The organism is Paenibacillus paridis, assembly GCF_006345825.1.
Classification (GTDB): domain Bacteria; phylum Bacillota; class Bacilli; order Paenibacillales; family Paenibacillaceae; genus Pristimantibacillus; species Pristimantibacillus paridis.
The window spans coordinates 1-19,196 of the sequence record NZ_VCIX01000060.1; the positions used below are offsets into that span (position 1 = coordinate 1).

Below are 19,196 nucleotides of genomic sequence, written 5' to 3' on the forward strand. Positions count from 1 at the left end.
GGAGCTTGTTGTTCAAGGTGTCTCCACCCGCAAAGTCGCCCGTGTTACGGAAGAACTCTGTGGACGAGAGTTCTCGAAATCCACCGTCAGTGAGTTATGCAAGCAACTGGATCCCATCGTTCAGGCGTGGAATAACCGCTCGCTGAAGGAGATGGCTTACCCGTTTGTGACGGTAGATGCCATGTATGTGAAAGTACGGGAAGACGGCCGAATCCGCTCACGAGGCGTCTTTATTGGCTATGGTGTAAATACCGATGGAAACCGAGAAATCCTCGGTCTTGCGATCGGTGATACCGAGTCTGAAGCCAGCTGGGGCGATTTCTTTAGCCGCCTAAAAGAGCGCGGGCTGCATGGCGTCGATTGTGTGACCAGTGATACGCATGGTGGCTTGGTCAAGGCGATTCGTCAACACTTTCAAGGGGTCACGTGGCAACGATGCCAGGCTCATTTTATGCGAAACATTCTAGATGCTGCCCCGAAAACCCTACAAGCGAGCATTAAAGGGATGGTTCGTTCAATCTTCGAAGCACCCGATGCAAACATTGCACGAAAATGTTTGACGGAAACGATAGCTGCTTTTCAAGACAAGGCTCCAAAAGCGATGGATACGCTCGAGAACGGCTTTGACGATGCGACAGCGATCCTCATCTTTCCTGAGGAGTACCATGTCCGACTGCGCACTTCAAACGGAATTGAACGGGTGAACGGTGAAATTCGCCGATGTGAACGCGTCATTCGCATCTTCCCAAACCGTGAAGCCGTGATACGCATGATTGGGGCTGTGCTCATGGAAATTGAAGAACACTGGGAAACTAGCCGCAAATTCATGGACATGGCTGCCTACCATGAATGGCGAAACAACCGTTGATATCCATTCCAATAAGCTAGATGAGATTTTACACACAAATTTGGACTTGGCCAATTCCGATGGAATAGATCTATTTTATAGATCTATTACTCAAAAAACAGCTTTACCGCCGATCTAGTGCTGCATCATACGGTTTGCTCTTACAGATCGATTTGTTAGTTGGAAGAGAAGAATTTGTATAATTAAATGGATTAGCTTTATTGGCAAGGTGCTTCAAGCACCTTGTCTTTTTTCAATTTAGGAGGTAGGCGAGGTAGGGATACGATCACCGTATAAGGATGAGAAAACGGCTCTATGAAGGCATTTAAGCCGGAAAAAGACTTAATCTATAAAAAACTTGCAGTTTATGTAGAGGGTTTGTACAATGCTACTTGAGTAGTGAAATCCACCTACACGCAATATGACTGATAAAGGAGATTCACAACATGACCGGACAAAGTGAATTGCGATACAGAACAACACAAGTGCTCGATCAAGGAGCTGTCTTGTCAGCTGTCGAGCAGTCGCTCGCTATGATTGAATTTGATGAGCAAGGTAAGGTTTTATGGGTGAATGAAAACTTTGCACAGGCAATGGGATATCAATCGGCAGAGATGATAGGCATGCTGCATAAGCAGTTTTGTACGAAAGATTTTGTGGACAGCGCGGAATACATAAAGCTTTGGAATGGGCTGCGAGATGGAAATGCCTTTCAGGACAAAATAAGAAGAATAACGAAGCAAGGAAATACGATTTGGCTGGAAGCCACTTATATGCCCGTCTTCGATGAGGAGGGCCGGGTGAAGGCGGTTTTGAAAATAGCTACAGATATTAATGTAAGAGAACAAACGACGTCCAAGATTACCGGTGAATTGTTGGAGATGTCTGATGAGCTGCTTCATCGGGCCAAGGAAGGCATATCCCAAAGCCATGAGGTAGAAACGGCTATTGAGAAGGTTGCGCTGGGAGCTAGCGAGAACATTGCTGTACTCGAAGCGCTTGAGCGCCAAACGGATTTGATCCGCGGCATTGTACGCACGATTCGTGACGTGGCTTCCCAGACGAATCTCTTGGCGCTAAATGCGGCAATTGAAGCTGCGCATGCGGGAGAGCATGGACGGGGATTCAACGTAGTAGCGACCGAGGTGCGCAAGCTGGCGGGACAGGTTCAGGATGCGACCAAGGAAGTGAATGGTTACGTAGAGGGGATTGTGGCCCAGGTTCAAGAAATGGTTAAAGGCACAAAAAATTCGCAAGCTGTTGTATCGGAAAGCCAGCAGCGCATCAAACACGCAGTCGATGAATTCACGGGCATTGGCGAATCGGCCCGCCAACTGGATGCGCAGGCGAAAGAGTTAAGAGAAACGATGCAATAACGGGAGGAGCAACGGCTTTTCCGGCTATTTTGGAGAGGCGGAGTCAGAGTCTCTCTTTTTTGTGTCTGGATCCTGGTGAGTGCACCGTTTTCAAATTCCTGAAAAAACAGTTGATCTTTGTCTTTCAATATGGAAATATAGGAAGGGAATTCCTGTCTTTTCTTAGGTGCGATTGTACAGGGGGCTGTATTAGATAGAGGAGGAATTTGGAGTTGGACACGGACACACCGCAAGAAGGGAGAAAGGCTATGCCTGGTTCTCCATCAAGCATTTCCGGCTTTGGGGGCTGGCTGGTTCTCGTGCAGATAGGCTTGTATATGACATTCTTTCTGCAGGTTTTACAATTGCTTCAGTATTCCTTGCCTGCTCTAGGCGCAGGAACATGGGATGTTCTAACTTCCAAAGATTCAGAGTTATATGATCCCCTATGGGGAACGGTCATTGTATTTGAAGCGGTCTGCAATGTCTTTTTCCTGGTTTTTACTGCTTTTATTATGATTCAGTTTTATCGGCAGAAAGCGTCGCTGCCCTTATTCATGATTATTTTCTACGGGCTAAGCCTGCTAATCGGTATTCTGGATTACGTGCTGCTTGCTCAAATTCCGCTGGCCCAAGAACTAGAAGATGGAAGCTCCATAAAAGATCTTGTTAGTTCGCTCTTTACTTGCCTCATCTGGATTCCTTATTTCATCAGATCCGTACGGGTGAAAAATACGTTCGTCAAATAAAACAGATCGACTTTTCACCGCAGCATGCGATGGAAGTCGATCTGTTTTATTGTCAAAGGAAGCTAGCTGCTGTGAAGCATAGGCTCCATTTAAGCCAATATCTCAAAAAAGTAAGGATTATAAATCTCTCATTTCCCGAAATGTTTCGTATTTTAACGCAACCATTGCGCTTCGCTTAGCGTCTAATTTCCTGAAATGTTTTTATTTACATAGGGCGACGATCGCTATTGACGCTTGATAACGCATGAAGATAGGGGAATGGAAGCAAATGAAACTAGGAAAATGGACAATCGCATTGCTGTTTACAGCGATGTGCTTGATGGTAGCTGCACCTGTCAGCCAAGCGGCTCAGGCCACAGCCATACAAATCATCATGAACGGAAAGACGATTGAGAGCGAGGTATCGCCTTATATTATTCCGAAGGTCAACGTGACGATGGTGCCTCTGCGCATTATTAGCGAGGAGCTTGGAGCAAGCGTTGATTGGAACTCTCCCAAGCAGCTGGTCACGATTAAAGGCAGCGAGGGCAAAACCATTTCTATGAATAGCGGCAGTATCTCTGCCGAAGTGAATGGCGAAAGCATCCGACTGGACGCTTCGGTTGAGGTTAAGGCCGGACGGGCGATGGTGCCGCTTCGGTTCGTCAGTGAGCAGCTTGGTTTGACGGTGGATTGGAATCAAATCGATAAGAAGATTACACTTACGAGCAAGACGGTTACGGATCCTCCAGACGGAGGAACCGTTCCGCCTGAACCTTCGCTGCCAACGCAGCCAGATCCTGATCCGATGCCGGAAGCGGGTACGAAGCTGCGCGGGGCTTGGGTTTCCACCGTTTATAACCTGGACTGGCCATCCCAATCTTCCTATCAAAATGCGGTCAAGCAAATGGGAGAATACATAAGCCTGCTGGATGAGCTTCAGGCTATGGGCATGAACGCCGTATTCGTACAGGTAAGGCCTGCGAGCGATGCGCTGTACCCGTCCAAATTAGTGCCATGGTCAAAATATTTGTCAGGCGTTCAAGGATTGGCACCTACGTATGACCCGCTTGCTTTTATGATTGAGGAGACGCATAAACGCAAGATGGAGTTTCATGCTTGGTTTAATCCATTTCGGGCAAGCGTTGACACCAAAATCGACCAATTAGCGGCCAATCATGTGGCGAAGCAGCAGCCGGATTGGATCGTTAATGCAGGGGGCAAGCTGTACATTAACCCAGGTATTCCACAGGCGCGCCAGCATATTATCGACACGATTATGGAAGTCGTGAACGGCTACGACATTGACGGCGTGCATTTGGATGATTACTTCTACCCGTCCAACGTGGATTTTGCAGACGATGCAGCCTTTAAGAGCTACAATGCCGGCAGCATAAAAACGAAAGCTGATTGGCGGCGCAGCAACATCAATGCATTTGTCCGCCAGCTCGGGGAGACGATTCATAAAGCAAAGCCGCAAGCAGAATACGGCATTAGCCCATTTGGGGTATGGCGGAACAAGTCGGTCGACTCCACGGGTTCAGACACGAAAGCGGGCGTAACGGCTTATGATAATATGTATGCGGATGTACGGACATGGATCCAGAACGGCTGGATTGATTACGTGACACCGCAAATTTACTGGAGTCTTTCCTTCACGGCAGCCCGCTATGACAAGCTGGTAGATTGGTGGGCGCAAGAGGTGAAGGGGACTGGGGTTGATCTTTACATCGGCCACTCTCCTTATAAGCTGGGAACGAAAGAAGCAGGCTGGGATAGCTCCAAGGAGCTTATTAACCAGCTCGAATACAATAAAAAATATCAAGAAGTGAAAGGCGACGTTTTCTTCAGCGCCAAGGATTTACGAAAAAACACTTTAGGCATCAAGGATGCACTGCGGACTTATTATTCGAAATAGCAAACAAAAAACGTTCTTGTTACCCAAGCATTTCTGGGTATGCAAGAACGTTTTTTAATAGGAAGGTATTGGAGTTTAATCAAGCTTTCTCTATACGTTTCGCAGACACGATGGCGTCTTCAATAAGGGCACCGAAGGCGTTTTTGCTTAACCGTACCGATTATAGAGTTTGCAGCGCACACGTTCGGGCAATATAACGGGCAACGCCGTCGCCATCATTGCTCTCTACGACCAAACTTGCATGCTTCAGCAATTGGGTATGCGCATTGGCCACGGCGACCTTGGTACCGGCGGTTTCAAACATGCCCATGTCATTTAAATTATCTCCGAATACCGTTACGTCTGCAGGTTTGCAGCCGTTAAGCTCCGCCCACTGCTTAAGCCCTTCCTTCTTGTTCGCAAGCTGATGGCTAAACTCTAGAAAGTAATGGTTTTCAATATAATTGTCTTTCATTAGATGGATATGGACATGATCTCCGAATTGCTCGATCACCTCAGCACGCAAGGGCTCAAGCTCTTCCAGTTGCCCAATATACGTAATGATCAGCGTTCGGAGTGTTGCTGGGCATTCCAAGCAAGCGACCTCACGAAAGCGAGGATCGTTAGGGCGGCTTTCAAAAAATTTCAAATCTCCATGCCGGGTGAGCGTTTCATGTAAAACCCGTTCGTTATCCTTCTCGTCCAGAGCAAACAAAAAAGGAATTAGATTGCGGTTTTTTCCAATACTTATGATTTGGTTTGTTGATTCTGTATCCAGCCATCTGCCACCGATAACCTTATTCGTCAAGGGATCATAAATAACCGCACCATTATATAAGACAATAGGATGTTTCCAAGGAATAACCGAAACGATTTTATTGGAGCTGATATAGCTTCTGGCTGTCGCATAGCTGATGACGATGCCTTTCTCTAACGCATCCATGATTACCTGAACGGTGTAGTCGGATAAGGTAGCATCTGAGCGCAGCAGGGTTCCATCCAGATCGGTCAGAAAATAGTTTTGCATGCATGACTCTCCTCCTGAATTGAGATAGAGGTTTGATTGTGAAAATAGAGCTTTTATTGTGAAAGGCAGCTTAAGTTGCTTTATAGACCTCTCGAATGGCATCTTCGATATTGGGCTCCTTGACGCTTAAATCTTGAATCGGCAGCTTCTGCGACAGCTCGGAAATAAGCTGGGCGGCGGAGATGCGATCTTTTTCGAACTGATACCAAATTTTCAGCCCGTCTTGTTTAATGATTTCTGCCAATGGATGGGATAAATCGCTGAAAGGATGCTGCAATTCTACAACAAGCAGCCGGTGCGGAGCAAGCTTATGGATAAGGGATGCCATGGGGCCATCCTCGACGACCTTTCCATGATTCACCACGACTAGCCGGCTGCAAAGCTGCTCTACGTCATCCAGATCATGCGTTGTCAAAATAACGGTGACTCCCCGTTTTTGATTAATTTCCTTAATGAACAGGCGAATAGCATGCTTCGCATCGGCATCCAGACCAATGGTCGGCTCGTCGAGAAAAAGAATCGATGGCGAGTGCAGCATGGCCGCGGCAATATCGCCCCGCATGCGCTGCCCAAGCGATAGCTGGCGCACGGGCGTGTGGATAAACTCATGAAGCTTAAGGACATCTGTCAGAATGGACAGGTTATCCTCGTAGGTTTCTTTGTCGATTTGATAAATTCGGCGCAGCAGCTCAAAGGATTCGCCGAGCCGCAAATCCCAATAGAGCTGGGTCCGCTGTCCGAAGACGACGCCGAGTTTGCGAACAACGGATTTGCGGTCAGCTTGGGGAGAAATGCCGCATACCTTGATCGAGCCGGAGGTAGGATGCAAAATGCCGGTAAGCATTTTAATCGTCGTGCTTTTTCCAGCGCCATTTGGGCCGATATAACCGACAATTTCGCCTTGTGCAATCGAGAAGGTGATGCCGTCTACGCCGCGGACCGTTTTTTTCTCAGGGAACAGCAGCCCCTTGAGCGCGCCTCGCAATCCGCTTTCTTTTTTGGTGACGATATATTCTTTTACTAGGTCATTGACCTCAATTACAGCGTCCATCGTTGCCAGCACCTCGCTTATTTATGAGCCTGCACTCTCGTAACTTTTCATACCAAACCGGAAAATCCATTGTGACAAGAAGAAGCAGGCGAAGCCAATCACGGGAGTCGCCAGCGCGAAACTAAGCGGCAGCTGAAACGCCTCGCTGCTTTTGTTTAGGAACTCGGCTGCGGGATAGAAGCTAATGAACCCGATCGGCAGGATGAATGTGAATAATACTTGTATGGCGTAAGGATAAATGCTAATAGGATACATGGTTCCTCTCTCCAGCATGGCAAGCGTGAACCCGACCATGGAAGCATTCCGCTTGGTCCAGAACGCAATCGTCCCCAAGCTGATAAATAGCGCGGCGCGTATCATCACGCCTCCAAGCAAGACAAGCAGAAGCTTAATGATGTTAAGGAACGTCCACTCAAAGCCAACCAGCTGGCAGCCATAAATAAAAATGATGATGCCTGGAATGCAGTCAATTAGACCAATAAAATTAATATAGCTGGCTATCAATTGGAAGAAAACGTTCATGGGGCGAAGCAGCAGACGGTCAAAGGCTCCTTCGATCACCATGCGGTCGATCTGCCAGGTATTAATGAAAAAGACGACAAAGATGCCGTGGCTGATCAGGCCTAATCCGTATAGAAAGGTTAGCTCCGGAAAATCCCATCCATTTAACGGCTGGAAGCGGTCCACAATGATTTTGAGCATCCAGATGCCGGAGAAATATTGGATCGGAATCATAAGGAGCCAGCTGAACAAAAATAACGGGTATTCCAGCTGGCGCTGGATCGCTAAGCGAGCAAAGCAGGCTGCGACAGAAAAGTAGTGTCGTATGGACGATCCCATCTTTGTAAGATCAGCCTCCTTGGATTAATGTCTTGGATTTGGTCCGTTTCCAGCAAACAGCAAGCAAAATAAACAATAAAGCTATCCAAATGAATTGAACCCCCATAGCCGCCAGGGCGTCTTGTAAGCCTATATTTCCTATGTAAATGCCAAGCGGTGTTTGATAGGTGTACATGAAAGGCAGGAATTTCGATAGGGTCTGTACGCTTTCGGGAAAGAACCAGAGCGGCACGATGCTTCCGGACAAGACGCGAACGATGCTGTCTTTCACCATCCCCATGTTGCCAAGCTCCATGACCCAAAAAGCGATGAGTCCAATAAGGGCGCTGAGCAGCCAGAGAATGGCATAGCTTAATAGGCAGCTCGGGATAAACAAGAGAAAACCGGATATCGATGCAGGCCAAGGAATCCCAAAGAAGAGAGCGGCGAAAATAAATAACGGAATAACCTTGTTAATCATAGCGCTGAGCATACCGCCGAGATCATCAGCTAAGTAACAGGCAAGCAGAGGAATGGGCCGGTAAAAGTCTGTGACGATTTGCCCTTCTCTAATTTTATAATAGATCGTATCCTGCACTCCGCAAACAAAGACAGATGCCAGCATAATAGAAAGAACGGTATAGGTAGTTAAATCTTGAAGACTAAGCGCATTGATTTGCTGCGTTCCCCCGCCATAGGCAGCTTTCCATAAGAAAACCGATGCCAGCATCAGAATGAGATTGGTCCCGACGGAAGCAAACACTTCGAAACGGTAAGCAAGGCTGGTTAGCAGTCTCATCTTGGTCATATACCAATAAGCCTGAAGCATAGACGACCCCCTGAATCTATTTCATTTGTAAATATTTATCAGTATAAGAGAGCATGATGAAAGATACAATAAGAAAATATATTCCATATGAAGAATGAATAGGTAAGCAGTTTTATTAAAAAGATCTTCGAATTTTAAAGCGGAATGGGTTTCGTAGGTAATCAACAGTTGCAAATCGACATTCAATCGTTTATGATGTAAATTAGTGATTAATCAATCACTATATATGCGAATTAGTTAAAGGTGGCAAGCAAAATGACAAAAAGTCCGACGGCTTCAGTCAATCGGCGCCATGATATCGTGTCAGCTGCGATTGAGATATTTGCTGAATTGGGCTATTATCGTGCCACGACAGCTAAGGTGGCAGAGCGCGCACAAATTTCACAGCCATACGTATTTAAGTTCTTTTCCACGAAGGAAGCACTGTTGCAGGCAGCACTTGAAGTATCGTGGACGCGCATTTTGGATGCCTTCCGTTTGGTCATTGGGACAGCAGGCCCGGAACAGCTAGAGAAGGAACTGGTTGAAGCTTATGCCAAAATTATGAATGACTTTCAAAATGAGACGCTGCTGCAAATGCAAGCCCAGACGATAAGAGAGGATGTAATCATCCAAACGATGCAGAAGGGTTTCCGCGAAACGCAGCAACTCGTATATGATGCGTTCAAACAAGCTGGACATGAGAAGCCGCAGGAGAAGACGTTGATCTTCCTTGCCAGAGGAATGCTCTGCAACATCTCTATGGCATTGGCGTTGCCGGAACTGATGAATACGGAAGAATAAGCCGAACTTGCTTTGGCTTTTGTTAGTTTGTTATTGATTGATCAATTACTAATATGCCACGATTAGTTATTGATCAATCACTAATATAAATCATAAACACAAAAGGAGAAATGGATATGAAACATCTAATCGTTTATGCACACCCAAGGAAAGAGAGCTTTAACCATGCCATATTGGAAACCGCGGTGAAAGGGTTGGAGCAAAATAACCACGAGGTCGTGGTGCGGGATCTTTATGCCCTAAACTTTCATGCGGTAGTTAGCAGCAGCGAAATCTTGGGAGGCATCTCAGAGGATATTGAACGCGAGCAAAATTATTTGAAATGGGCGGATGTAGTTACCTTCATTTACCCGATTTGGTGGACCGGCCTGCCTGCGATCTTGAAAGGGTATATTGAGCGCGTCTTTACCTATGGTTTTGCATATAAGTACGTTAATGGGGAACAGATGGGATTGTTAAAGGGGAAAAAAGCAGTCATCATCCATACGCAAGGCAAATCCAATGAGGAATATGCGGCTAGCGGTCTTGATCAGGCGCTGCGCCTGACCTCGGATACAGGCATTTTTGAGTATTGCGGGTTTGAGGTCATGTATCATCTTGTCTTTGACGCCGTTCCGCGTTCTGATGAGAGTACGCGCCGCACTTGGCTTGCGCAGGTCGCTGATATGGCAAGCAAAGCTTGATTTTACAATTGATGAAATGACTATGGCAATAGGTATGCATAATGGAAAAAGGTTGACCCCCTTTGTAATAAACGGGTTCAACCTTTTGGCATGTTACAGGATTAAGAACGCTTAAAGATCAGGAAGCCATCCTCAACCGGAATCGTTTGTCCATTAATGGCCGAAGCCTCTTCAGAGAACAGAAAAGCAACAACATCGGCAATTTGCTCGGGCTGAATCAGTTTTTTGCTCAAATGCTGCTCGGCAAGGAAGGTTTTGAAATCGTCCCCGTCCTTAATGATTGGCGTATCAATGAAGCCGGGAGCTACGGCGGTCACGCGGATACCATCATCCGCAAGCTCGAGCGCGGCAGATTTTGTCATCATTATGACCGCTGCTTTGGCTGCTTGGTAAGCGAAGCTTCCTTTGGCTGCCATATAGCCGAAGATAGAGGCTGTGTTGATGATTGTTCCTTTCACGCCAAGCTCTTTCATCTTCTTGGAGCCATAATAAATGCCAAGGTACACGCCGAATTGATCAACCGAAATGACATGGTTAAAATAATCAGGGGTATGCTCCTCGAAGGAACGAATATCGCCTACGCCAGCATTGTTGAATATACCGTCAAGGGTGCCATGGGTGTCAACCGCTTGATCAATCATATGCCGCACATCCGATTCACTGGATACATCGGCGCGAACATAAGAGGCTTGTCCGCCTGCTTGCTTGATCAGCTCAGCTGTTTCTTTGGCGGTTGCTTCATTATAGTCCGAAGAGACGACGATCGCGCCTTCGGCAGCCAGCTTCAGGGAGGTTGCGCGTCCAATGCCGCTGCCTGCCCCTGTAACGATAATCACTTTATTTTGTAATTTCATTTGTATTCACTCCATTTCTTCTGTAAATACTTCTCGCTTCGCATCAACTTCACACGAAATTGCTTATTGTCCAATCATGCCGCCGTCCACCGTGTAGAGGGAGGCCGTAACGAAGGAAGCCTCATCGGAAAGCAGGAAATTCATGACGGCTGCGACCTCTTGCGGCTCCCCGTAGCGTCCCATAGGCGTAGCTGCTTCATTAGCAGCTTTGAAATCTTCCGGGCTGCCGAAGTTTTCTTCGATTTGGCGCATCATGCGCGTGTTGATGGTACCTGGCAAAACGGCATTTACTCGAATGCCAAATGGCGCCAGCTCGTTGGCGGTCACGCGAGTAAGCCCGATGACGGCATGTTTGGACATAATATAAGGAGACATGCCCGGTGCTCCCATTAGGCCGGCCAGTGACGAGGTATTTAAAATTGCGCCGGATTTTTGTTTTTTCATCACTGGGATAACATAATGAAGCCCTAGGAAGACACCGCGCACGTTAACGTTATAGACGAGATCCAGCGCTTTGACGCTTTGCTCCTCCACCAGACCCGATGGGCCTTCGATGCCGGCATTGTTGGCGAAATAATCGATGGCGCCAAATTTCTCAACCGCTTGGTTGACGTAGTTCTGGACATCTTCTTCCTTCGACACGTCTGCTGCAACGAGAAGGGTGTTATCCTCATTTAGCGCCAGCTCTTCCTTCACTTTTTGCAAGGCGTCCAGATTTAAATCAACAAGAACCAGATTAAGCTTGCGCTCAGCCAGGCGGCGGGCCAACTCCTTGCCGATTCCTCCTGCGGCACCTGTAATGACAGCTGTTTTGGCTTGTGATTGACTCATTGTATATTCGCTTCCTTTTCGCGTGGAATGTGAAAAATATAAATAGGTGATGCTCTATTTCTAGGATACTGCTCATTTCATTGACATGACAATAATCAGCGAAGCTGTGAATGTCATGTATCCAACAGAAACCTGATGTATGTTATAATTCGAAGCGAAATTGAACAAATTCGTTTCATTTGTCGCAATTATGTAAGAAGGGTTCTTGTACTCGTTACGTAGAATGCTCTCCGCCGCGGAAAATATGTGGGCAGATAAGCAGGATTTCTATCGAGGGGAAGGCTGCGTTATAATATAAGCGACCCTAACAAACGGAGGAATAGGCTGATGACGATGGAAGCTCAGACAGATAGACGTATAAGGCGAACCCGTCAGGCCATTAAGGCAGCTTTTGTAGCATTGATCTTGGAGATGGGCTATGAAGCTGTAACCATCATCGATATTACAAGTCGTGCTGATTACAATCGCGGCACCTTTTATAATCATTTTGCAGGAAAAGAAGAATTGTTCCGTGAAATACGTGATGATTTTCTGAATGGGATTGCCGAAGCGCTTCTGGACCCGTACGAAGGGATGGAGAGAGTGGATGCGACAAAAATCTACCCGTCTACCTTATTGCTGTGCGAGCATATTGAGAAGCAGAAAGATGAATTTATGGCTCTTTTGTCAGTGGACAAAGGGCTTGGGCTTGCGTTGTGTGACGTATTGCGGCAGTCGATGAGAACCGATATGCATATCGAGATGGAGAGAAACGATCCTCCCGTCGACTATGAAATTATGTTAAGCTATCGCATGTCAGCTACAGTAGGCGTCATCATGTATTGGGCGGAAACAAGCTTTAAATATTCAGCGGCTTATATGGCTGAGCAGTTAATGCTGCAGGTAAACAACCGCATTGACTATATTTCTTTTACAAGGGATAGCTAAAGGATCATTCATTTCGTTGAACATATAACAAAATCACAATATTGTCACTCGAATCAGCATTTGTGATATACTAAGGGCATTATGTTGAGAGGAGGGAGAGCATTGATGGCTAATGATCTTCCTTTAAGCAAAGAAAATATACTGGATGCGGCCGAGCAGGTGCTTAGGCGTTACGGTCCGGATAAAACCTCCGTGGTGGATGTTGCCAAAGCTCTGCAAGTCAGTCATGGGACGCTGTATCGCCATTTTGCGAGCAAGGCTTCTTTGCGGGAAGCGGTAACTGAGCGGTGGCTGCACCGAAGTATAGCCGAGCCGCTGGCCGCTATCGTGGACCAAACGGAAGGCAGCTCGGCTGATCGGCTGTATGTATGGCTGACGACGCTCATGCATAGCAAACGCGGCTATGCCGTTGATGACTCGGAAATGTTTGCGATGTATGCTGCGGTTACTTTAGACGCGGTTGATATGATTGCCGTCCATGTCGAGCTTTTGGTCCAGCAGATTAGCCAGATCGTAGAGCAAGGCATGAAGACGAAGGAATTCAAGGCCGGAGATTCAGGGGAAACTGCAAGAGCGATATTTATTGCTACTTCACGTTTTCACCATCCAGCGCATGCGAGCGAGTGGAGCTCGGAGAAGGTGCAGGAGGAGTTTAACCTGGTATGGCAGCTGATTAAGAATGGGCTCGCGTAATTATTGAAAGTAAAGGAATTAAAGCTCTGTTGATGCAGCCCATCATCAGAGCTTTTTTTGCTATAATTCAGCGGTGGGAAATATGATGATTATAGATATAATCAAGGGCTATTCGGCGAACCATAAGGATATGGTTGCCGACTGGCCTTTCTTTGTTTGAAGCATGAAATCGATTGGAAGTTTAAAATAAATGACAAAATAATAATATTGTCACTTGATATTTGTTTGTCGTATGTCTATAATCAGGTTATCAGAACGAAATCATACCTGGGAGGAATTTTTAATGGGGAACATCGCAACGGGTAAAGTAGCATTGGTAACGGGCGCATCCAGAGGAATTGGGCGTGAAATTGCCGAGAAATTGGCCCAGAACGGAGCCAAGGTCGTAGTTAATTTTGCAAGCAACCCAAACAAAGCTGAAGAAGTCGTAAACGGCATTAAACAAAGCGGTGGAGATGCGATCGCTATTCAGGCGGACATCAGCAAAGTGGCGGAAGTGGAAATGCTTTTTCAAAAAACATTGGAAGCCTATGGGCAAATAGACATTTTGGTCAATAATGCAGGCATCATGATTACGAAGCCGATCGCCCAAGTGACGGAAGAGGATTTTGACAGCCAGTTTGCCATCAATGTGAAGGGAACGTTTTTTGCCTGCCAGCAAGCGGCTAAGCATATGAGCCGTAACGGACGGATTATTAACTTCTCAACGTCGGTGAACGGCGCTATGTTTCCGGCATACAGCGTGTATGCAGGGACAAAAGGAGCTGTGGAGCAGTTTACCCGGCAGCTTGCCAAGGAGCTCGGACCGAAAGGAATCACAATTAATGCGATTGCTCCTGGCCCAATCAATACGGAACTTTTCTCGGTAGGGAAGTCAGAAGAACAGATTAAAAACATCGTGAATTTGAATTCATTTGGCAGATTGGGCGAGCCTGAGGATATTGCTGGTGTCGTGCTGTTCTTGTCTAGCAAGGAGTCGCAGTGGATGACCGGACAAACGATTCGCGTGAACGGCGGCTTCGTATAAGAGCGCTTGGCCCTTTTTCGGGAGGATACAGAAAGACCGCACAGCATCATACTGTGCGGTCTTTTGGCATTTTTAGCCGGCGTGTCGTTTATTCTTCTTTGCCTTCGTTGAACCATAGGGGGTCATCATTGTCGACCTCGCCGTTGTAGTTGATGAGAACCTCTTCCCCAGCTGCTATATCGGTATGGGCATAGAAATCAACGGTATGATTGTCAAAGTTGAGATCATAATAGGCATTTGGCGTGTAGGAATGGTTAAACAACATCCCGTATCCAAGCAGGATAGCGGTATGGTTAGCTCCATATTCAAAAACGTAATCTGCCAGAATCGTCTTTTCGATATGCTCATGCTCTTCATTTGGGAATGGAATAACGGGAGCTTCGTGGAGCAATTCACCCTGCGCGATATCGCGTATCGCAAATACCCCTCTATTCAATTCCCCGTCGCTTAGCGTGGAAGTTTTTACTTCAATCATGTTAGTCACCTGCGCGTCCTTTAGTCTTAGGAGTGTCTTGGGTTGCCAAGATGCTCGCTTACTTTAGGTAATATAACAATTTAATCGAAAAATAGCCAGCTTGTCCGCATGCGATGAGAGAATTTCGTTCGGAATAATTATGGTAACAAAACCCAAGGAGGATGCGTCTATGCTTAAGAGGTGAGCATATGAAGCGAAAGTTAGGAATCATTACCCTAAGTTGTCTAATTGTTTGTAGCATGATGTTGGTGCTTGTGTCACCGGAATCAGCTTTTGCTTGCTCTTGCGCGATGTCGGGTTCGCCTGAGTCGCACGTTAAGGATGAGCTTGAGCGGAAGACAGCAGTCTTCTCCGGTGAAGTGCTGAAGGTTACTCCGCCGGGTCCAAAGGTATTTATGTCTAGTGACGAGTTGACCAAAGTACTTTTCCAAGTTGAAACCGTATGGAAGGGGAAACCAGAGCAACAGACTTATGTGTATACAGCTATGAGCTCTGCAAGCTGCGGCTATGAGAATTTTCATGAGGGCCAGAGTTATATTGTGTCCGCATACGAGCAGGACGGGAAACTTGAAACGGGTATATGCGAGTTAACGAAGCCGCTCTCTATGGTACAAGAGGAACTCAAGGTGCTGGGCGAAGGTTATCCTCCTGAGCCATTAAGCAAAGGGAAGCCTACAGCAGAATCACAAACAGAAGCGAAGCAGGGATCAAAGCAATCTTATGTTATTGGGGGAATATCAATTCTGCTTGTCACTGTCGCAGCCGGTGTAGTACTGCTGATCCGGCATCGGAGGAATTCTACGTAAAGCTGATTCACACCGTTTAGCTGGGGGTATGAATGGTGAGGGCTGTAAATATTTGCCGAACAAAGCAGCCTAAGCTAAGGAGGAGTTGGAACCTTGAACAAACAACGATGGAGTCTAATGCTGCTTTCATTCGCATTGATTATGGTGATCGGGGCGTGCAGTAATGCAGGGGTGACAGATAATAGCCTTACCGCTGCGAGCAGTGAGCCTCTTCAGACTGAGGCGACAAATAGTAGTATTCATCATAATACGGAGATAGATGCTCCAGTATCTAGTCCAACGAACGCAGAACCAGTAGAATCAGCTAATCACGACATGCCTGAATACTTGCCTCAAGACTTTCCGCTCCCTCAGGATGCGGAGATATCGACATCACATAGCTCGGAAACGGATGGAAAAAAAGCAGTGCTGCTCATCTTCTCAACTAAGGAGAGCATGGCAACAGTAACGAAGCTGTACAAGGATTATTTTAATGGTTTGAAGCTGGAAAACGCTGCTCAGACCATCGATGACAAAAATATTATTATCCAAGGCGAGGATACTGTAAATCATCACGGTTGGTCCATGCTTGGAGGACTATTAGCCGGTCAAGACGGTGTCGTTCAACTGACAGTCACTTGGGCGGAGTTATAGGACAGATTTAAAAATTTCGCGGAAAGCGCCAAAGCGATTTATACGCTGCTGTTTAAGTAGAGAATTATCTATTGAATTACTACTAGTTTAATTTATAGAAGCCCTCATTTCCTGCAAGCTGCAGGGATTGAGGGCTTTTTTAAAGCCAAAATAAAATTATTCTATAATGTATTTTTTTAACGATCTGACCCGCAATTTTATTTCTTTTCTGATCCTTATGAAGAGGTCAACGATGAGGTAAGCTTTGTCATATGCAGCAGCATTAAACTAGTCTTAGGACGGAAAGAAGGGGTATCATGCCTGTAAATGGAGGTACAATCGAACAACGATTAACAGCATTAGGTATTATCCTCCCGCTCGCAAGTGAACCGGCAGCCAAATATGTGAATTATGTCTATGCGAATGGCCTGTTATTTTTGTCGGGAAAAGGTCCATCCGCTCCTACCAAAGGAAAGCTTGGGCTCGATTTTTGTACAGAGGAAGGTTACCAGTTTGCGCGGCAGGTGGGGATAGAAGTGCTCGCTGTATTGAAGCAGGCGCTGGGGGATTTAAGTCTGGTTCGACAAGTGGTGAAAGCGCAAGGGTTCGTTCATGCAGATCCAAGTTTTGAAGAGCATCATAAGGTTCTTAACGGTTTTTCGGATTTGATGGTGGAAGTATTCGGGGAGAGGGGCATGCATGCCCGTTCGGTCTTTGGAGCGAATTCACTGCGAGATCAATTGCCGGTCATCATCGATTCGATTTTTGAGGTGGAGCTCAATCATTAGTCTCCTTATGCCAGAAGGTCGCGTTACCTCCATTAGTATTTATTAGCCGTTGCATTTGCCTTCATATTCCCTTAACATGAATGGATAGATAAGCCGTCAACCATGACGGTTTATTTCTATTTGGAGCAAGCGTTTATGCTTAAGGAGTGAAGGTCTTGAGGCTTATATCCACGCGTTACGACAGATCTACTTTTTTAATGTTTTTTTTAGTCATGCTGTTAAAAATGGTGCTGTTTCGTTATTTCGTGTTCCACAGCATTGCGTTTGATCGTCTTCTGGCGGACGCGGCTGCTGTATTGGTCCTGCTTCTAGCGGCTGAACTAGCAACCTCAGCCAGATGGAGAGGTCCGGCATTCGGGATCTTGAATGCAGTACTTTCTATTCTTTTGTTTGCATCCACTGTTTATTTTAGCTATTACGGTACGGTTCCTACGTATACGGCTTTGCACGGGCTCGATCAGGTGCTGCAGATCCGGACCAGCGTAGGCTCGATAATTCAAGCATCTTATTATTTATTTTTTCTCGACGTTATTATACTTGCCTTGCTATATATTGTGAAACGCGTTCAAGGCATGCGCAGCGAGGGAAGAAGCCGTGTGGCAAGGCCCTTATTTACTGGAATCGCAGCTATGCTATGCGTTGCGGTGTCTAGTGCATACATCTGGTCAGCCAGTGACATTCCCAATGAGATTGTACAAGCGGAGAGCTTGGGCTTTCTGGACTATCAAGTCGCGGCTGCCATTAAGGCAAATCAAGAACAAAACGCGATTAAAAATGGCAGCGTTGAAGAAACAGCGGCAAGCGCGGAGGTTCTTCAAAGTTCGCATTTCGATCAAGCCGGCGCTGCGGTAGCAGCGGGTACGCCTAATTACTTCGGATTTGCCAGAGGGAAAAATGTGGTCGTTGTCCAGATGGAGGCTTTTCAAAATTTTGCAATCAATCTGTCCGTTGATGGCAAGGAAATTACTCCGGTGCTTAATCAGTTGGCTAAGGAAAGCTTTTACTTTCCGCATTTCTTTCAGCAAATCGGACAAGGAAACACGTCGGATGCGGAGTTTATGTCCAACACCTCGATTTACCCGACAGGCGCGATTGCGATGTCTACCGGCTATGGCGACAGAGTTCTGCCTAGCCTGCCGCGGCTGCTAGGGGACAGCGGATACGTTTCCAACACGTTCCATATTAATGACGTTACGTTCTGGGATCGCAACCGGATGTATCCTGCGCTGGGATTCACGGCATACTATGACAAACCTGCCTTCAAAAACGACCATTTCAATTCCTTTGGAGCTTCCGACGAGGAGCTCTATAAGGTGGGTCTTGAGAAGCTGCAGAAGCTGAATAAGGAAAGTGAGCCGTTTTATGCACAGTTCGTCACGACCTCAAGCCATCATCCGTTTAAGGTGCCAAGCGAGCGTCAGCGGATTGAAATGCCAGACAATTTAGAAGGCACGCAGCTTGGTGATTATTTAACGGCCATTAATTATACGGATTATGCGCTGGGCACCCTAATTGAGGGGTTGAAAGCAAGCGGGCTTTGGGAGAACACGGTGCTGGTTGCTTACGGAGATCACTCCGGTTTACAGACCAAAGACAATGACCCGGCATGGGTCAGTGAGCAGCTTGGCATCAACTATGACGGCGAGATCAGCCGCTTCAATATTCCTTTGTTTGTTCACGTGCCGGGCGCTGAAGGAAAGACGATGGAGCAGGTAGGCGGTCAAGTGGATATTATGCCTACAGTGTCCAACTTGCTAGGCTTATCCTTGCAGGAGCTTGGATATACCGCATTTGGCCATGACTTGCTCAATACAAGCCAAAATGTTGTAGGCATGCGCTACTATTTGCCGACGGGCTCTTTTTTCAATAATGAGATTTTGTTCGTGCCGGGCAAAGGCTTCGAGGATGGCACAGCGATCGATATAAGAACCAAGGAGCCTGTCGCCGATTTTAGCAAATACCGTGACGATTACGATTATATTTTGGAGCTTATGAAGCTCTCCGATGATTATGTCCGATTGCTGCCTAAGCGCGCACCTTAGAAAATAGGTAAAACCGCCTCTCATTCTTTTGGTCAAGACCCCATTTTGTAGACAATGAAAAAACCCTATGCTGCAAGCTGACGCCGATACTCTATCGGTGTCAGCTTGTTTAGCTTTAATTG

Annotated in this window: 20 protein-coding genes; 13 read left to right on the top strand and 7 right to left on the bottom strand. The window is 46.6% G+C overall.

The window, feature by feature from the left end; translation table 11 throughout:
• From FJQ58_RS02125 to FJQ58_RS02140, 4 genes are all read left to right on the top strand, one after another.
• Positions 1-868 (top strand): IS256 family transposase (locus FJQ58_RS02125; RefSeq protein WP_139990788.1); only part of this gene is annotated, 868 nt, incomplete at its 5' end.
• A gap of 425 nt (positions 869-1,293) precedes the next feature.
• On the top strand, positions 1,294-2,223 hold the full coding sequence (locus FJQ58_RS02130) for a methyl-accepting chemotaxis protein (RefSeq protein WP_139990789.1): 930 nt from the start codon (positions 1,294-1,296) through the stop codon (positions 2,221-2,223).
• A 212-nt stretch (positions 2,224-2,435) separates the two neighbouring features.
• Entirely contained in the window at positions 2,436-2,951 is a 516-nt protein-coding gene (locus FJQ58_RS02135; RefSeq protein WP_139990790.1) for a DUF2569 domain-containing protein, read from the top strand.
• A gap of 268 nt (positions 2,952-3,219) precedes the next feature.
• Positions 3,220-4,848, top strand: coding sequence for a family 10 glycosylhydrolase (locus FJQ58_RS02140; RefSeq protein ID WP_139990791.1), 1,629 nt, complete (start codon positions 3,220-3,222; stop codon positions 4,846-4,848).
• A 160-nt stretch (positions 4,849-5,008) separates the two neighbouring features.
• Here FJQ58_RS02140 and FJQ58_RS02145 read toward each other — a convergent pair whose 3' ends face one another.
• The 4 genes from FJQ58_RS02145 to FJQ58_RS02160 all read right to left on the bottom strand — a co-directional run bounded on the left by FJQ58_RS02145 (position 5,009) and on the right by FJQ58_RS02160 (position 8,553).
• Complete coding sequence (locus FJQ58_RS02145) at positions 5,009-5,854, bottom strand: Cof-type HAD-IIB family hydrolase (RefSeq protein WP_139990792.1); 846 nt, start codon at positions 5,852-5,854, stop codon at positions 5,009-5,011.
• A 70-nt stretch (positions 5,855-5,924) separates the two neighbouring features.
• On the bottom strand, positions 5,925-6,905 hold the full coding sequence (locus FJQ58_RS02150; protein ID WP_139990793.1) for an ABC transporter ATP-binding protein: 981 nt from the start codon (positions 6,903-6,905) through the stop codon (positions 5,925-5,927).
• Between the two features lie 21 nt (positions 6,906-6,926).
• On the bottom strand, positions 6,927-7,745 hold the full coding sequence (locus tag FJQ58_RS02155) for an ABC transporter permease (RefSeq protein ID WP_139990794.1): 819 nt from the start codon (positions 7,743-7,745) through the stop codon (positions 6,927-6,929).
• Between the two features lie 10 nt (positions 7,746-7,755).
• Positions 7,756-8,553, bottom strand: coding sequence for an ABC transporter permease (locus tag FJQ58_RS02160; RefSeq protein WP_139990795.1), 798 nt, complete (start codon positions 8,551-8,553; stop codon positions 7,756-7,758).
• Between the two features lie 255 nt (positions 8,554-8,808).
• Between FJQ58_RS02160 and FJQ58_RS02165 the strand changes: the two genes are divergently transcribed.
• Positions 8,809-9,336: a TetR/AcrR family transcriptional regulator gene (locus FJQ58_RS02165; RefSeq protein ID WP_139990796.1), complete on the top strand. Its 528-nt coding sequence runs from the start codon at positions 8,809-8,811 to the stop codon at positions 9,334-9,336.
• A gap of 116 nt (positions 9,337-9,452) precedes the next feature.
• Positions 9,453-10,019 carry an NAD(P)H-dependent oxidoreductase gene (locus FJQ58_RS02170; RefSeq protein ID WP_139990797.1) on the top strand — a complete coding sequence of 189 codons (567 nt, stop codon included), beginning with the start codon at positions 9,453-9,455 and terminating at the stop codon, positions 10,017-10,019.
• Between the two features lie 101 nt (positions 10,020-10,120).
• Here FJQ58_RS02170 and FJQ58_RS02175 read toward each other — a convergent pair whose 3' ends face one another.
• Positions 10,121-10,873 carry an SDR family NAD(P)-dependent oxidoreductase gene (locus FJQ58_RS02175; RefSeq protein ID WP_139990798.1) on the bottom strand — a complete coding sequence of 251 codons (753 nt, stop codon included), beginning with the start codon at positions 10,871-10,873 and terminating at the stop codon, positions 10,121-10,123.
• Positions 10,874-10,936: 63 nt separating this feature from the next.
• On the bottom strand, positions 10,937-11,704 hold the full coding sequence (locus FJQ58_RS02180) for an SDR family NAD(P)-dependent oxidoreductase (protein ID WP_139990799.1): 768 nt from the start codon (positions 11,702-11,704) through the stop codon (positions 10,937-10,939).
• A 327-nt stretch (positions 11,705-12,031) separates the two neighbouring features.
• Between FJQ58_RS02180 and FJQ58_RS02185 the strand changes: the two genes are divergently transcribed.
• From FJQ58_RS02185 to FJQ58_RS02195, 3 genes are all read left to right on the top strand, one after another.
• A complete protein-coding gene (locus FJQ58_RS02185; protein ID WP_139990800.1) occupies positions 12,032-12,631 on the top strand; it encodes a TetR/AcrR family transcriptional regulator in 600 nt (199 codons plus the stop codon).
• Positions 12,632-12,736: 105 nt separating this feature from the next.
• Entirely contained in the window at positions 12,737-13,324 is a 588-nt protein-coding gene (locus FJQ58_RS02190) for a TetR/AcrR family transcriptional regulator (protein WP_139990801.1), read from the top strand.
• Positions 13,325-13,607: 283 nt separating this feature from the next.
• Complete coding sequence (locus FJQ58_RS02195; RefSeq protein ID WP_139990802.1) at positions 13,608-14,351, top strand: SDR family oxidoreductase; 744 nt, start codon at positions 13,608-13,610, stop codon at positions 14,349-14,351.
• 88 nt (positions 14,352-14,439) lie between these two features.
• On the opposite strand, the gene FJQ58_RS02200 is transcribed toward FJQ58_RS02195, so the two are convergent.
• Complete coding sequence (locus FJQ58_RS02200; RefSeq protein WP_139990803.1) at positions 14,440-14,826, bottom strand: SET domain-containing protein; 387 nt, start codon at positions 14,824-14,826, stop codon at positions 14,440-14,442.
• 188 nt (positions 14,827-15,014) lie between these two features.
• Between FJQ58_RS02200 and FJQ58_RS02205 the strand changes: the two genes are divergently transcribed.
• The 4 genes from FJQ58_RS02205 to FJQ58_RS02220 all read left to right on the top strand — a co-directional run bounded on the left by FJQ58_RS02205 (position 15,015) and on the right by FJQ58_RS02220 (position 19,074).
• The gene (locus FJQ58_RS02205) at positions 15,015-15,632 is read left to right on the top strand and encodes a hypothetical protein (RefSeq protein ID WP_162341259.1); all 618 of its coding nucleotides are present in this window, start codon (positions 15,015-15,017) and stop codon (positions 15,630-15,632) included.
• Between the two features lie 93 nt (positions 15,633-15,725).
• A complete protein-coding gene (locus FJQ58_RS02210) occupies positions 15,726-16,265 on the top strand; it encodes a hypothetical protein (RefSeq protein ID WP_139990805.1) in 540 nt (179 codons plus the stop codon).
• A gap of 296 nt (positions 16,266-16,561) precedes the next feature.
• Positions 16,562-17,032, top strand: coding sequence for a RidA family protein (locus tag FJQ58_RS02215; RefSeq protein ID WP_139990806.1), 471 nt, complete (start codon positions 16,562-16,564; stop codon positions 17,030-17,032).
• A gap of 146 nt (positions 17,033-17,178) precedes the next feature.
• A complete protein-coding gene (locus tag FJQ58_RS02220; protein WP_338016117.1) occupies positions 17,179-19,074 on the top strand; it encodes an LTA synthase family protein in 1,896 nt (631 codons plus the stop codon).
• Positions 19,075-19,196: the final 122 nt, after the last annotated feature.

Bases quoted from the DNA above. Each gene is read 5' to 3' on its own strand.
- FJQ58_RS02130 (WP_139990789.1), top strand. From the start codon at position 1,294: ATGACCGGACAAAGTGAATTGCGATACAGAACAACACAAGTGCTCGAT.
- FJQ58_RS02140 (WP_139990791.1), top strand. From the start codon at position 3,220: ATGAAACTAGGAAAATGGACAATCGCATTGCTGTTTACAGCGATGTGC.
- FJQ58_RS02145 (WP_139990792.1), bottom strand. From the start codon at position 5,854: ATGCAAAACTATTTTCTGACCGATCTGGATGGAACCCTGCTGCGCTCA.
- FJQ58_RS02150 (WP_139990793.1), bottom strand. From the start codon at position 6,905: ATGGACGCTGTAATTGAGGTCAATGACCTAGTAAAAGAATATATCGTC.
- FJQ58_RS02155 (WP_139990794.1), bottom strand. From the start codon at position 7,745: ATGGGATCGTCCATACGACACTACTTTTCTGTCGCAGCCTGCTTTGCT.
- FJQ58_RS02160 (WP_139990795.1), bottom strand. From the start codon at position 8,553: ATGCTTCAGGCTTATTGGTATATGACCAAGATGAGACTGCTAACCAGC.
- FJQ58_RS02165 (WP_139990796.1), top strand. From the start codon at position 8,809: ATGACAAAAAGTCCGACGGCTTCAGTCAATCGGCGCCATGATATCGTG.
- FJQ58_RS02170 (WP_139990797.1), top strand. From the start codon at position 9,453: ATGAAACATCTAATCGTTTATGCACACCCAAGGAAAGAGAGCTTTAAC.
- FJQ58_RS02175 (WP_139990798.1), bottom strand. From the start codon at position 10,873: ATGAAATTACAAAATAAAGTGATTATCGTTACAGGGGCAGGCAGCGGC.
- FJQ58_RS02180 (WP_139990799.1), bottom strand. From the start codon at position 11,704: ATGAGTCAATCACAAGCCAAAACAGCTGTCATTACAGGTGCCGCAGGA.
- FJQ58_RS02185 (WP_139990800.1), top strand. From the start codon at position 12,032: ATGACGATGGAAGCTCAGACAGATAGACGTATAAGGCGAACCCGTCAG.
- FJQ58_RS02190 (WP_139990801.1), top strand. From the start codon at position 12,737: ATGGCTAATGATCTTCCTTTAAGCAAAGAAAATATACTGGATGCGGCC.
- FJQ58_RS02195 (WP_139990802.1), top strand. From the start codon at position 13,608: ATGGGGAACATCGCAACGGGTAAAGTAGCATTGGTAACGGGCGCATCC.
- FJQ58_RS02200 (WP_139990803.1), bottom strand. From the start codon at position 14,826: ATGATTGAAGTAAAAACTTCCACGCTAAGCGACGGGGAATTGAATAGA.
- FJQ58_RS02205 (WP_162341259.1), top strand. From the start codon at position 15,015: ATGAAGCGAAAGTTAGGAATCATTACCCTAAGTTGTCTAATTGTTTGT.
- FJQ58_RS02215 (WP_139990806.1), top strand. From the start codon at position 16,562: ATGCCTGTAAATGGAGGTACAATCGAACAACGATTAACAGCATTAGGT.